The sequence below is a fragment of the Veillonella montpellierensis genome, assembly GCF_947090115.1.
Classification (GTDB): domain Bacteria; phylum Bacillota; class Negativicutes; order Veillonellales; family Veillonellaceae; genus Veillonella; species Veillonella montpellierensis.
This window is the reverse complement of record NZ_CAMUMS010000003.1, coordinates 1-13,399: the sequence shown is the minus strand read 5'-3', so window position 1 is coordinate 13,399 and position 13,399 is coordinate 1. Positions and strand designations below refer to the sequence as shown.

Genomic DNA, 13,399 nt, shown 5'->3' with positions numbered 1-13,399 from the left:
GGAATTTATTTTCATAATGGATATAATAGATGGGGTAGTACCACTGTTAATTGCAATTATTTGTTTACTAATTATAAATTTTTTAGTAATTGCCAAATTTTCATTTGCACGTCTACGAGAAGAACATGTAGATGATATGAAAACACTAAGTGAAGATAAAAAAAATTTTTTAAAAAACTTATATAAACAACCTGAACAATTCATTAATACAACACAATTTTTAATACTTTTTTTCATTATTTTATTAGCCGTCCTAACTAGTAATTTTATAGGAAATATTATAGATATATGTCAAGTTAAATTAAATATTATGCATTCTTGGGTAGGATTATTATTAGATGCTATTATTCTACTCATCATTAGCATGATTATTCTTATTTTTGGAGAAATCATTCCTAAAGCACTCGGCTTATCATTTCCTGAAAAGTACATCAGTACTAGTGCTACAATTGTTGTATTAATTGGAAAATTAATTAAACCATTTGTTTGGTTTGGAAACCGAATAGGCAACTTATTATTAACACCTTTTGAAACACCTTATCGAACAGAACTCGATCTCGTCCACACTGAAGATGAAATACGAATGATGATTAATCGGAGCCATATGGAAGGTGAATTAGACCATGTGGAAAGTGAATTAATCGATAATGTATTTGACTTTGTAGATCGCATGGCTAAAGAAGTTATGATACCACGTCAAGATGTAGATTGTGTATTTCTAGAAGATAGCTTTGAAGAAACTATGAATACAATTCGATCTACTGTTCATACTCGATATCCCCTATGTGTAGAAGACAAAGACCATGTAATTGGTTTAATTCACATTAAAGATTTAATGGAACATCAGGCAGAGGCAAAATCCAGTTTAAAAACAATTCGCAGAGATATTTTAACCATTCCAGAAGTTATGAAATTATCAACTTTATTACAGTACATGCGCACGCGTCGTATTTATCAAGCTATCGTGGTTGATGAATACGGAGGTATGGTAGGTCTTGTTGGTTTAGAAGATATTATTGAAGAATTAGTTGGCGATATACAAGATGAACACGAATCAAATGTGCCTCCTACCGTCCAATATGATAATGGTTCCTTTGAATTTGATGGTAAAGTGCTAGTTGATGACGTAGAGTCATTGATGAATGTAGAATTTAGTAATGTGGAAGAAGATACAATTGGTGGCTATATTTTTGGTTTATTAGAGCGAACGCCTTGTATTGGTGATACTGTTGAAGCAAGCGGGTATCTATTTAAAGTACTAGGATTGCAAGGATACCGCATCACACGATTGAAAGCAGAGCCCTTAAACGAATCTATAGATATAGAATCCAATAAGATGTAACTGTATGTTCCATAACTAATAAGCGAGCAATAGAATTCAGCGTGTCTATTAGCTAGCGTTTTATCTATTTTCACCACTATATATCCTAAAAATTATAGTTATATAGTAAATGAATAATGTACACTTTTACAGGCTATGATATGAGAGTTAAACGTATGATTAATTTTAAAAACACCCTAACAACAGAAGCTATCGTAATTTGGCGAAAAAAACTTAAAAATTATTCTAAATTTACTCTAATTAGTTATCACTGCGGTTTAATTACATGCACCATGGATCATAAACGCTTACAAAGATTAAAAAATGCCAGTTATTTAACCCCATTTAGTAAGATATATATTACTATCAATCCTACTCGTGATCATTACCATATAGAGCAAATTGATGGTATTACCATTTTTTCTACTATTGAAGGAAATTTGGAAAGCATTGCCTATACATCAATTATCAGTGAATTGATTCTTAAACTAACCGCCAAAGAAGATATGGATACATCATTGTATGAGTTAGTCAATCAATTCTCTCAAATGATACATACAAAATCGATTAAACTGGCCTCATTGATTATGGGGTGGCAATTATTAATGTTAGCTGGATTCACACCAGATAGAGAAGCTATCCTTAGCAATAATGGTCTTTCTGAATTTTGGAAAGAATTAGCACATATAACACCATCTCCCATAACAAGTGAAGTCCAAAGCGGTTTGTTGCAAGTCTTAACATATCAATGGAACCATAAAGAAACGATTAATTTGAATAAATCAGTATGGCAAAAAATAGAGTTTCTATTGTATGCCTATGCTGCCTATCAACTCAATGATCAATTACAATCAGTACAATTTCTAAAGGATATAGTCTTATGAAAGTCACAAATATACGAGTATTAATAACCATTATTGTTATTGGATTGTTAGCTGGAATGATTGGTATTGTATTAACAGAATTATTACATGTAGTCCAACAATTAGCCTTTGGATCAGGAAATTCAACAACACATACATCCTTTAAAATCTTAGTTGAAACATCCACTCCACTGCATAGACTATTAGTACTCTTACTATGTGGTGTATTGACGGGGTTTGGCTGGGTATTATTACATCGATATGGTTCTGGCATTACGGATATAAAAAAAGTGATACAAAATAATGCAATATCAATGCCTATAGGAACAATGATATTGCATCCAATATTACAAATTATTACTGTCGCTTTAGGTTCTCCATTAGGCAGAGAAGTAGCACCGCGTGAAATGAGTGTAGCCTTAACAACAGGGTGGTTAAAATGGACCAATTGGGATATGGCACTAGATAACAATACCAAAAGAGTCCTACTCGCTTGCGCTGCCGGTGCTGGCCTCGCTGCAGTATACAACGCACCATTATCATCAACAATTTTTATTTTAGAAACTCTATTACTATCTTGGTCAATGAATCATATAATCGCTGCCTTATTATCCTGTTCTATTGCCACGTTTGTAGTACGTATGGGACTAGGGGATACTTTACAATATCCACTATCATCTGTATCCTTTACAGATTACTTAATCATATGGGCCGCTCTTATGGGCCTATGTATTGGTATCAGTGTTCATTATTTCAATAAATCCTTTTCGAAACTATCCATACTACCTCGTACTAGTTGGTATATGATTCCTGTAGCCATAGTATCATTTGGAATAATCGGAATTATGAGTATATACTTTCCAGAAATTTTAGGAAATGGTAAACCTGGTGTATACTTAGCATTCACTACTAGTCTAGATTGGTCCTATGCTGTTGGCTTATTTGCTACAAAATGGGGGGCTTTACTATTAGCAACGATAGCAGGCGCTTATGGTGGTCGTATTTCACCATCCATGATGCTAGGTAGCCTATTGGCCTTTATAGGTGGATCTATCTGGAATAGCGTATTACCTCTATACACACTACCATTAGAAGTATGCACTGTAGTCGGCGCTGCTACGTTTCTAGGATGTGCTCAAAAAATGCACTTAACGGCTATTATATTTTTATTAGAATTATCAAGATTTTCTCCCTCTTATTTTTTTCCCATCTGCATATGCATGGGCACTTCCATGATTATTGTTGAACTATGTAACAAGAAATCCCTATAGTTATATCTAGAACTACAGAAAGTACTCAGGCTATCAAGTAATGTAATATTACTTGATAGCCTTTATACAAAACATGGGTGCCGTAATATAAAATTCATCCTCTATTTCATATATACGAGACCCCACAGTTGTATCAACGATACATTGTTGCGGATGATATTGTTCTAGTATCTCTTTATCCCAATCTGGTCTAGTATAATGACTAAAAAAATCTAGATCCACAACCAACATCTAAAATCCGTAATGGATAATCCGGGATATGCTTAATGATTTCATCTTTCCATAAATAATATTTTTCACATGCAGAGCATGACTTCTAAGAGTGGTAAAACCTTCTGCTCGTTCATTCCAATAAGCGGCAATATTTTTTTCTTGTCTTATCAATACTAATAAAGTCTTTTGATGTATGTAACACTGTTTTCTCCTATTTTACTGAATAATTTATTATAATGAATATATGTTATATAATGAATAACAATACAAAGCAAAATACTAGTATATAATCTTTACTTTGTTTTCAAACATGAAGGAGTATATAGCCTATGCCTACTACACTTGATTTACTAACAGAAAAGTACAATCCGAATAATATTGCCTATTATTTTTGGAAAATTTCACAAGTCCCAAGACAATCAGGTCACGAAGAAAAAATTAGTAACTTTTTAGTTGATTTTGCAAAAGAACAAAGCTTATCATACATCCAAGATAAAGTAGGGAATGTTATTATTTACAAACCTGCTGCACCAGGATATGAGAACCTAGCTCCTGTTATATTACAAGGACATATGGATATGGTATGTGAAAAGGTTCCCACAAGTACTCATAATTTTTCCACGGATCCATTAGAATTAATAATTAAAGAAGACTTTCTTATGGCGAATGGCACTACATTAGGAGCTGATGATGGTATCTCATTAGCCTATGGATTAGCCATATTAGCAGATACCACATTATCTCATCCAGCCTTGGAAGTAGTGTTTACTGTATCGGAAGAGACAGACTTTACAGGTGTGGCAAACTTAGATTATTCGCTATTGAAAGGAAAAGAGCTAATTAATATTGATAGTTCTAATGACCAACGACTTACTGTCAGTAGTGCTGGAGGCGCTAGCTTTATGCTTACTCAAACTCTTAACTGTATGCCTATCAGTCAAGAGTATACAACATTATCTGTAGAAATAGATGGTGGCATTGGTGGGCATTCCGGAGAAGATATTCACCGCCAAAGAGCAAATGCTATCATTGAGCTAGCTACTAGTCTTAGCAACTTAAAAACATATATATCTACTGATAAAATAGAACTTATAGCAATAAATGGTGGGGCAGCCTCTAATGCAATACCACGAAGTGCGCAAGCAATTATTGCCATTCCACACAATGAACTATCAAAAATAAATGTATGGCTTTCTTTCGAACAAAAAAAATTAAAAGAACGCTATCAGCATAGTGATCCACATATTTCATTATCTATAGCTCCACTGATAACAAGTCAGCTTCCTATGAATCACATCTGCAAAAATGAATTACTTTCTCTATTACTAAGCGTTCCGGTAGGTATTATAAAAAAAGATGCTACTATACAAGACTTCATTCTTACATCTAATAGTATCGGATGCATTAAAACTGTAGAAAATAGTATAACCATATTCGGTGAAATCAGAAGTGTAGATACCAAAGAAGCTAACTTTGTTTTTCAAGATATTGAAGCTATCACAAATTCAATGATAACCATAACAAGTCATTGCCTAATGACATATCCTGAATGGGCTTTTAAAAAGGAATCCTCATTACGAGATAAATTTCAAAAGGCGAGAATACACCTATTAGGTACGCGTGCTGAACTAGAAATGGTACATGCAGGTCTAGAATGTAGCTATTTTTCCCAATATATGCAAGATATTGATTGCATATCTATAGGGCCTACAATTTATGATTTACATACACCACAAGAACGAATGGAGCTTACATCCTTTGTAACTATGTGGCATATATTAATAGAAGTGTTGACCATGAAATGATATTACAAACAGGACAACGTACAGATATACCTGCTTTTTATGCAGAGTGGTTTGCTAATCGAATACAAGATGGATATGTGTTAGTGCGTAATCCTTATCGTAAGTTATCCGTAAAGCGATATATACTCCATCCCACTATAATTGATGGTATTATATTTTGTAGTAAAAATCCTAAGCCAATGCTGACATATATGAAATTATTAGCATCTTACAGACAGTATTGGCATGTAACAATAACTGGATATGGCAAAGATATAGAACCTAATGTTCCATCAATTGACAGCATTATTAAGACTTTCAAACAGCTATCAAACTATGTATCGCCTTATCAATTAGTGTGGAGATATGATCCTATTTTTTTCACGTCTACATATACGTTAGCGTATCATCTACGTACATTTAACTATATTGCAAAACAGCTAAAAGATTATACAGATACAGTTATTGTAAGTTTTATTGATTTATATCCAAAAGTGCGTCGTAATTTTTCAACTCTTTGTCGACCAACAAAAATAGAAACTTATAAAGTTATAGAAGCGTTAGTAACTATTGCCAATTCTTATGGAATGAAACTTAAGACTTGTGGGGAATTGATTGATTATACATCACTAGGGGCTGACACATCTGGGTGTTTTAATAAAAATACCTTTAAACGTGCGTTTCAAACAAATCTTATATTGCCTAATAAACCACCAGCAAGAAAGCAATGTAATTGTTTTATCCATGATGATATCGGAATATATAATTCCTGTGGTCATTTCTGTCGGTATTGCTATGCAAATACCGATATAGCAACAGTAAGATACAACATGAAGCAACATAACTCTAAATCACCATTTTTAATAGGTTCATCTACACCTTTAGATATCATATATGATGCTAGTGAATCAAGTTGGGTTGACAATCAAATGAGATTAGAATTTTAACCATTGATAATTGAGTATATTAAAGATGTATCAATGGTCTAAATCAATATATATCACATGTATTACATACTAGTATTAATTAAAAAATTTCTCTAATATAATTAGTCTAAGATAATCTATTTCTTGTATACGCAGTATACGGTAAATCCATAGGAACTCGTAAGAGTATATTGGAACAAATACAGGTATACTAAAGGTACAACCAATAGTACAACCGTCAGAAATAGAACCTAGTCAGTACCTATACTTAACCACATTACTTCCGATAATATATCGTTATCGGAAGTAATGTGGTATAATAATATATACATGATATAATACATATAGATGTATGATTCTATATATAATGTATCATGCAATTGTACACTACTATATGATACTGTTATACAAATGTTAAATTGGAGATATGATGACTATAAAATCTAATACGCAACACTTTTTCTTGCGTCATAATGATCAGTTGCTAAATAGCACTAAATTATCAGCAAAAGCCAAGAAAAGTATTTTACTATCTAAAGCTGAACATACTATTGATGCCTATGAATCGGATTGGTCTGACTTTGTTGATTGGTGTCACTATAATCACGTAGAACCATTTCCACCCACACCAGAAACAATTGTTAATTATATTAATGATTTGGCTGATTATGCAAAAGCTAATACTATATCAAGACGTATCAGTGCTATTTCTGAAAATTTAAATGCTTCTGGATTATCTAGCAACCCATGTACCTCACCACTAGTAAAAAGTGCGCTCCGAGGCATTAGAAGATTTAAAGGTACTTTCCAACAAGGGAAAACTCCCTTACTATTGGAAGATATCAAGGATATTATCAACTATATTAACGAAACAACAATTGACATTGACATGGTTGCCACACGAGATAAGGCAATTTTACTATTAGGATTTATGGGTGCATTTCGACGCAGTGAAATAAGTGCCATTACAGTAGAAGATATTACATTTTCTCCTAATGGCATGGAAATTTTTATTGCCTCCTCTAAAGCCGATCAAGAAGGTCAAGGAGCAATCGTCGCTATACCATATATCGACACTAAAGAATTATGCGCTGTAACACATATAAAAAAATGGTTGGCCTTATCTCATATTAAATCTGGTCCATTATTCAGAGGATTTACAAAAAATGGTTCTCTTAGAAAAACAGCATTAAGTGATAAAAGTGTTGCCAATATTGTAAAAAAATATGTATCACTCATTGGATTAGAACCTGATATGTATGGCGCACATAGTCTACGACATGGTTTTGCTACAACTGCTGCCTCATATGGTGTAGAAGAAAGAAATATCATGCGGCAAACACGTCATCATAGTGTTAACATGGTTAGGCGCTATATTAATGAAGCTAATAAATTTGTAGATAATCCTATCTCTTCTATCTTTAACAAAAGAAAATAGTAGCCGCCAAAAATATACTATTATCCAGAATTTACATGCTTTACATAATTTTATATGGTCTAAATGATCATTGCCATGTGTAAAAGTTTTATGTTAAACACATAAGCTTACTATGTATTAGAGAATTACAAAAAGATACCGTTCTATATATTAGAAAGTATATTTCTTAAATTTAAAATACCACACTTAACGTACGCTATAAAAATAATAGTGATATATCAATTTATATAAATTATCATCGACAAAATAGCTCCTAATAGAAATTCTACTGATACTGTAAAAGTTTCTATTAGGAGCTATTATATGTCATGTTAACTTATACACTGGACACATTATTTTAGTTTCTAGCTATATAACTAGTATCAAATAATGGTTTAACTACTTTAATAGTTGGTATTTTTAACTTACTACCAGGCACTAACTCTCCAGACTTTTCAATATGATTTAAATCTTTAATCGAATACACTACATCTCTTATGTCTACATCATTTGACGAATTTTTTTCTGCAATACTCCAAATAGTATCTCCATGAGATACCGTAACCAGCTGTACATTGTTTGTATCTAATACAACAGTTTCTCCCATTACATGATAACCAATCATTATCATCAAGCATAATGTCACCATCATATATATTTGTCGTTTCATTGTATCTCCACCTTATACATTTTATAACCATAATATAGAACATAAAATCTACGAACATTTGTTTGCCTACACGGAAATTATACCATACGAATATATGTTCGGTCAATAGTAAAAACGTATGCAATGAATTTAGTAATGAATTTTCATATTTACTTTCTAAAATATATATGATTATCTTTTCTGCCCTATCTTTCTTTATGTCTTTTTCCCTCTCTATGATTAAAATATATCTTATCGTAGGGAAAAAATATCTACATACTATTCAGCACAATTAAATCACTGAAAATACCATTCTTCTTATCCTTGATTACATCCAATAATTCAAAGGTCTGCATTAATATTTTGTTTGATTTACACCTATGTGTTACCTCCTTGTAATTCAAATTCTCGTTACACTTACTTTTCGTGATCCACACCTCACGGTACAGTCTTGTTCTTTTTCGCCTGCAATACTAAAAAGGCAATATAAAAAGCCCTGCACCGGGTACAAGGCTTTGTTATTAAATTATGTATCATAAAAAATATATAGAATCAAATATGCAATAAGTATAAATATGATGATACCTGCTATAATTATCGTTAAGCACCAACCCCACAATGGCATTTGCAACTCAGATGAATGGTTAGTACTTAACAATAACGTCTGTAGTAATAGTAGCTTCATAAAACTTACTCCTAAATGTGTATAAAAAAACCACCTACCTAAGTAAGTGGCTATATCCCTGGCGTTATATTCTTAATTCCTTTTAACTCTCTATAGGCTTTTTTCATCATTGTATTATCTCCTAAATACTCCATGCCAGCTAATGTGAGTTGTGGCAAAATTAAAACATAATAATTTCCAGTTTTTATTGATTCACATTTTATTCCTTTAATATAACCATCATCAACTAATGTCTTCAAAAGAAAATAAAAGCGGTCTTCAGATACTCCAAAATGCTTAGCTGTAAAATGCTCCTCATCAAACTCGGCATAATCCATACATGCTTCGATATATTTAAGGATACTATAAATGACTTTAAAATTATCCATTTTATTCCTCCAATGCCATAACACTTAGTATTTCGCTTTGATAAAACTCATAATGCTTGCCATTTTGATAAATGCCAACAGACATCTCGCCTTCTTTTTCATCTGTTTCATTATCTAAATCACTCGTTAAATCCTCAAGTTTTCCAATCCATTTCTTATGGTTAGTGTCTATAAGGACTACAATGTACCCAATTAATGCATCAAATTCTTCATAAGTATATAATTTACTCATAATCATCCTTTCTAGGTATTATATGAATACCACTATCACCAAAATGGACCATACCAGAATGTGTTGTCATATCTCCTAATTTTGTTGCTATAACGCCTTTTATTTGCGGATGTTTTGTAGCTACTTTTCTATTCCAATCTCCTACTTTTGTTAGTTTTAAATAGCCAATATATATTAATTTTTCAATTTCTTGATTATCTAATTCACTATAATAATAACTTTTCCCTTCACGATATTCGTTACTCGACTTTATGTGGTAATTTTGTCTATTAGTAAACGCTTTTGTGCAGAATGGCGATTTAATATAATCCCAAATTCTTTTTTCAAATACTTCGTCAGTTTCGCCAGGTAACTTCTTAGCTATATTTTCTATTTTTATTTTACCATCCATAATAAATGGTTTCAATGTTTCAGGTATTGAAATTCTACTTGATAGTAACTTACCACTATACCCTCTAGCCTTAGCCGTCCATGATAGACCAGCCTCTACAGCTTTAGCCCCATGTACGCCGAGCAATCGTTCACGCTTATGATTAGTCGTGCCATTTAAATATTCTAGCCCCCCTTCTTCAATGCGTTCTTTAGGTACTTCTCTTTTGTTTACCTTCTTGTAATTAAAATTCTCGTTACGCTTAATTTTCGTGAGCCACACCTCACGTTACAGTCTTGTTCTTTTTCGCCTGCAATACTAAAAAGGCAATATAAAAAGCCCTGCACTAGGTACAAGGCTTTGTTATTAAATTATGTATCATAGAAAATATATAGAATCAAACACGCAATAATTATAAATATGATGATTCCCACTATAATCATTGGCAAACATAAAAACCACAATGGCAGCTGCAACTCATATATCCTATTAATGATTAAAAATAATATCTGTAGCAATAGTAGCTTCATATAACTTACTCCTAAATGTGTAAAAAAAAACCGCCTACCAAGTAAGCGGTTATAAATATTTTTGTGTTGACGGATAATCATATTTTAAATTCTTCAAGATATGTAAGCAAGCATCATGTTCATTATTAAAATACTTTTCATCTTCACGGTTTGCACGTTCCTGCACATAGTATAATAATCTTCCATCGGCCTGTTTTCTAAGACATAATGTAACTTCACTAACCATTTTATCGGATTTATTAAACGAAATATACTTAGCAGGTACATGCTCTCGATTAAGTATGTTTTTTAATTCTAAGATATTCACTGTGAGATACCTCCTCAATAATACCATCATCTAGTAATTTCTGTATGCTAACACTCATTTTATACTGTATCCCGCCGCCCTTTCTACCAAACCATGGAGCAATAACTCCTTCTGAAACATCAAAATCTTGCTTTATTTTATAAAAATGTCTTATGTTTCTAGGTGTAGTTTTATCTTTTACTACAGGCATTGATCTCATCTTCCACGGTGTATCTGCTGGAGCTAAATACTTGCCTGTCGTGGTACCATATCTATCTACTATTAACTCATTAGACTTTAATGTTATACGTCTAATATTACCGATTGCACTTTCATTTTCAGGCCAAATAGGCAGTCCATCATCAGAATAAAAGCCCTCATTGCCTTTCTTACCTTTAGTGTAAATCTTATTTTGCTTTGCTGCAAGGTTATATAAATACTCATCATTTGGCTTTAATAGGTTTAACGCCATTAAATCTCTATCTTTAATCCTACTTTCAAACACTTTCCCACTGTAATTCCGAGTCTTCTCTGTCCAACTTCGTCCAACTTCTACGGCTTTAGCCCCATGCACGCCGAGCAATCGTTCACGCTTATGATTAGTAATACCATCTAAATATTCTCGACCGCCTTCTTCAATGCGTTCTTTCGGTACTTCATTTTTTTAAGTACCTTTTACTATTGGCTTTAAATGGCACATACAATTAGGATGAACTGGTAACTTATCAGCAACAAAGCTATAGCAATGTTAGCTTCATAACACTGACCTCTATTGAAAAAACAGAGAAAATACTATATAATAAATTTAATAAAGCGATTGATACCTTTTCCCCTTGAAACGCTTCGGCGTGGTAGGAAGAGGCCATCAATCGCTATTTTTTTATTTACACTTTTACTAAAAAACCGCCTACCAAGTAAGCGGTTATGTCATTATTGTTTCATATATTATTTTTCCTATAAACTCTTTACTTAATACTTGACGCTCTAATTCTGTTTTAGCATCGTCCCAATTATCCTCAAAATCATAGCAATAGTTGTGTAATAACAAATCATTTATTTATATTATAGAAAACATCCGTTCCATGATATTCAGCTGTTTCTGCTAGCATATCTTCAATGCGAAGTAATTGATTATATTTAGCCACTCGTTCACTTCGAGCTGGCGCACCAGTTTTAATTTGACCAGCATTAACTGCTACGGCAATATCTGCAATAATAGAATCTTCCGTTTCTCCAGAACGATGAGAAATAATACATGTATATCCAGCACGTTTAGCCATTTCAATCGCATTAAATGCTTCGGTTAATGTTCCGATCTGGTTAACTTTTACTAAAATAGCATTAGCTGCACCTAATGCAATACCTTTAGCAAGTCGCTCAGTATTAGTAACAAATAAATCATCACCCACCAATTGAACTGTATCTCCAATTCGTTCAGTAAGTCGTTTCCAACCTTCCCAGTCTTCTTCAGCTAAACCATCTTCAATAGAAATAATAGGGTATTTCTTGCAAAGTGATTCATACATATCAATCATTTCATCTGAAGTTTTAATAACGCCTTCACCAGCTAAATTATAAGTGCCATTTTCATAGAACTCAGAAGACGCAGCATCAATGGCTAACATAAAGTCCTTACCTGGTTCAAATCCTGCTTGCCTAATCGCTTCACAAATAATTTGTAAAGCTTCTTCATTAGAGGATAAATTAGGTGCAAATCCTCCTTCGTCACCAACTGACGTAGCTAAATTCTTTGATTTTAATACTGCCTTTAATGTATGATACACTTCTGCACAATTACATAGGCAATCAGAAAATGATGCTGCCCCGACAGGCATAATCATAAATTCTTGAATATCTACATTATTATCTGCATGGGCACCACCATTCAAAATATTCATCATAGGTACAGGAAGCTCTTTTGCATTAGGTCCTCCCATATATTGAAATAATGGTAAATCATACGATTCTGCAGCAGCACGAGCTACTGCCATAGAAACGCCTAAAATTGCATTGGCTCCAAGATTTGCTTTATTAGGTGTACCATCTAATTCGCACATAATCTTATCAATAGCCACTTGTTCAGATGCATCATAGCCTTCAATGGCAGGAGCGATAATTTCATTTACATTAGCGACCGCTTTTAGCACACCTTTACCATTATAACGTGTGCCACCGTCACGTAATTCAACAGCTTCAAACATACCGGTGGATGCCCCAGATGGGACTGCTGCTCGTCCAATAGTGCCATCTTCTAAATACACTTCAACTTCTACAGTAGGGTTTCCTCTAGAATCCATAATTTCTCTTGCGTATACATCAATAATAGCTGCCATTGATAATACCTCCATTAATTATACGAAATCATAAAGCTAATATAACAATGTATTGTCTGTCTAACCAATACATTATAGCAATTGACAATTATAAAAATTCTTAAATTGCAATATGAAATTGAACAGTATCCAAATCTACAATTCTATTAAC

14 protein-coding genes are annotated in these 13,399 nt (G+C 33.0%); 6 read left to right on the top strand and 8 right to left on the bottom strand.

The window, feature by feature from the left end; translation table 11 throughout:
- The first annotated feature begins 16 nt into the window (after positions 1-16).
- The 3 genes from P6940_RS02055 to P6940_RS02045 all read left to right on the top strand — a co-directional run bounded on the left by P6940_RS02055 (position 17) and on the right by P6940_RS02045 (position 3,455).
- A complete protein-coding gene (locus P6940_RS02055; RefSeq protein WP_277293065.1) occupies positions 17-1,342 on the top strand; it encodes a CNNM domain-containing protein in 1,326 nt (441 codons plus the stop codon).
- A 140-nt stretch (positions 1,343-1,482) separates the two neighbouring features.
- A complete protein-coding gene (recO, locus tag P6940_RS02050) occupies positions 1,483-2,205 on the top strand; it encodes a DNA repair protein RecO (protein ID WP_277293064.1) in 723 nt (240 codons plus the stop codon).
- Entirely contained in the window at positions 2,202-3,455 is a 1,254-nt protein-coding gene (locus P6940_RS02045) for a chloride channel protein (RefSeq protein WP_277293063.1), read from the top strand. The genes recO and P6940_RS02045 overlap by 4 nt, the downstream gene beginning before the upstream one ends.
- Before the next feature lie 48 nt (positions 3,456-3,503).
- Here P6940_RS02045 and P6940_RS02040 read toward each other — a convergent pair whose 3' ends face one another.
- Positions 3,504-3,686, bottom strand: a complete 183-nt coding sequence (locus P6940_RS02040; protein ID WP_277293062.1) for a hypothetical protein — start codon at positions 3,684-3,686, stop codon at positions 3,504-3,506.
- A gap of 311 nt (positions 3,687-3,997) precedes the next feature.
- Here P6940_RS02040 and pepD point away from each other — a divergent pair, with 311 nt between their 5' ends.
- The 3 genes from pepD (at position 3,998) to P6940_RS02025 (ending at position 7,816) form a co-directional block, all read left to right on the top strand.
- Positions 3,998-5,473, top strand: coding sequence for a beta-Ala-His dipeptidase (pepD, locus tag P6940_RS02035; RefSeq protein WP_277293061.1), 1,476 nt, complete (start codon positions 3,998-4,000; stop codon positions 5,471-5,473).
- A complete protein-coding gene (locus P6940_RS02030; RefSeq protein ID WP_277293060.1) occupies positions 5,437-6,399 on the top strand; it encodes a DUF1848 domain-containing protein in 963 nt (320 codons plus the stop codon). Before pepD ends, P6940_RS02030 begins: the two co-directional genes overlap by 37 nt.
- Before the next feature lie 406 nt (positions 6,400-6,805).
- Positions 6,806-7,816 (top strand): site-specific integrase, encoded by a 1,011-nt coding sequence (locus P6940_RS02025; protein ID WP_423839099.1) that lies wholly within the window; start codon positions 6,806-6,808, stop codon positions 7,814-7,816.
- Between the two features lie 337 nt (positions 7,817-8,153).
- Here P6940_RS02025 and P6940_RS02020 read toward each other — a convergent pair whose 3' ends face one another.
- The 7 genes from P6940_RS02020 to eno all read right to left on the bottom strand — a co-directional run bounded on the left by P6940_RS02020 (position 8,154) and on the right by eno (position 13,248).
- Positions 8,154-8,465, bottom strand: a complete 312-nt coding sequence (locus P6940_RS02020) for a LysM peptidoglycan-binding domain-containing protein (protein WP_051211944.1) — start codon at positions 8,463-8,465, stop codon at positions 8,154-8,156.
- 714 nt (positions 8,466-9,179) lie between these two features.
- Positions 9,180-9,497: a YjcQ family protein gene (locus tag P6940_RS02015; RefSeq protein WP_277293059.1), complete on the bottom strand. Its 318-nt coding sequence runs from the start codon at positions 9,495-9,497 to the stop codon at positions 9,180-9,182.
- 1 nt (position 9,498) lies between these two features.
- Positions 9,499-9,729: a hypothetical protein gene (locus tag P6940_RS02010; RefSeq protein WP_277293058.1), complete on the bottom strand. Its 231-nt coding sequence runs from the start codon at positions 9,727-9,729 to the stop codon at positions 9,499-9,501.
- Positions 9,722-10,381, bottom strand: coding sequence for a polymorphic toxin type 50 domain-containing protein (locus P6940_RS02005; protein ID WP_277293057.1), 660 nt, complete (start codon positions 10,379-10,381; stop codon positions 9,722-9,724). The genes P6940_RS02010 and P6940_RS02005 overlap by 8 nt, the downstream gene beginning before the upstream one ends.
- Positions 10,382-10,678: 297 nt before the next feature.
- The gene (locus tag P6940_RS02000) at positions 10,679-10,855 is read right to left on the bottom strand and encodes a hypothetical protein (protein ID WP_277293056.1); all 177 of its coding nucleotides are present in this window, start codon (positions 10,853-10,855) and stop codon (positions 10,679-10,681) included.
- Positions 10,856-10,904: 49 nt separating this feature from the next.
- Positions 10,905-11,489 carry a TNT domain-containing protein gene (locus P6940_RS01995; RefSeq protein WP_277293125.1) on the bottom strand — a complete coding sequence of 195 codons (585 nt, stop codon included), beginning with the start codon at positions 11,487-11,489 and terminating at the stop codon, positions 10,905-10,907.
- A gap of 475 nt (positions 11,490-11,964) precedes the next feature.
- Positions 11,965-13,248 (bottom strand): phosphopyruvate hydratase, encoded by a 1,284-nt coding sequence (eno, locus tag P6940_RS01990; RefSeq protein WP_028257317.1) that lies wholly within the window; start codon positions 13,246-13,248, stop codon positions 11,965-11,967.
- Between the last annotated feature and the right edge of the window lie 151 nt (positions 13,249-13,399).

Excerpts from the sequence above, each read along its gene's own strand:
- P6940_RS02055 (WP_277293065.1), top strand. The coding sequence starts at position 17 with ATGGATATAATAGATGGGGTAGTACCACTGTTAATTGCAATTATTTGT.
- recO (WP_277293064.1), top strand. The coding sequence starts at position 1,483 with ATGAGAGTTAAACGTATGATTAATTTTAAAAACACCCTAACAACAGAA.
- P6940_RS02045 (WP_277293063.1), top strand. The coding sequence starts at position 2,202 with ATGAAAGTCACAAATATACGAGTATTAATAACCATTATTGTTATTGGA.
- P6940_RS02040 (WP_277293062.1), bottom strand. The coding sequence starts at position 3,686 with ATGTTGGTTGTGGATCTAGATTTTTTTAGTCATTATACTAGACCAGAT.
- pepD (WP_277293061.1), top strand. The coding sequence starts at position 3,998 with ATGCCTACTACACTTGATTTACTAACAGAAAAGTACAATCCGAATAAT.
- P6940_RS02025 (WP_423839099.1), top strand. The coding sequence starts at position 6,806 with ATGATGACTATAAAATCTAATACGCAACACTTTTTCTTGCGTCATAAT.
- P6940_RS02020 (WP_051211944.1), bottom strand. The coding sequence starts at position 8,465 with ATGAAACGACAAATATATATGATGGTGACATTATGCTTGATGATAATG.
- P6940_RS02015 (WP_277293059.1), bottom strand. The coding sequence starts at position 9,497 with ATGGATAATTTTAAAGTCATTTATAGTATCCTTAAATATATCGAAGCA.
- P6940_RS02010 (WP_277293058.1), bottom strand. The coding sequence starts at position 9,729 with ATGAGTAAATTATATACTTATGAAGAATTTGATGCATTAATTGGGTAC.
- P6940_RS02000 (WP_277293056.1), bottom strand. The coding sequence starts at position 10,855 with ATGGTTAGTGAAGTTACATTATGTCTTAGAAAACAGGCCGATGGAAGA.
- eno (WP_028257317.1), bottom strand. The coding sequence starts at position 13,248 with ATGGCAGCTATTATTGATGTATACGCAAGAGAAATTATGGATTCTAGA.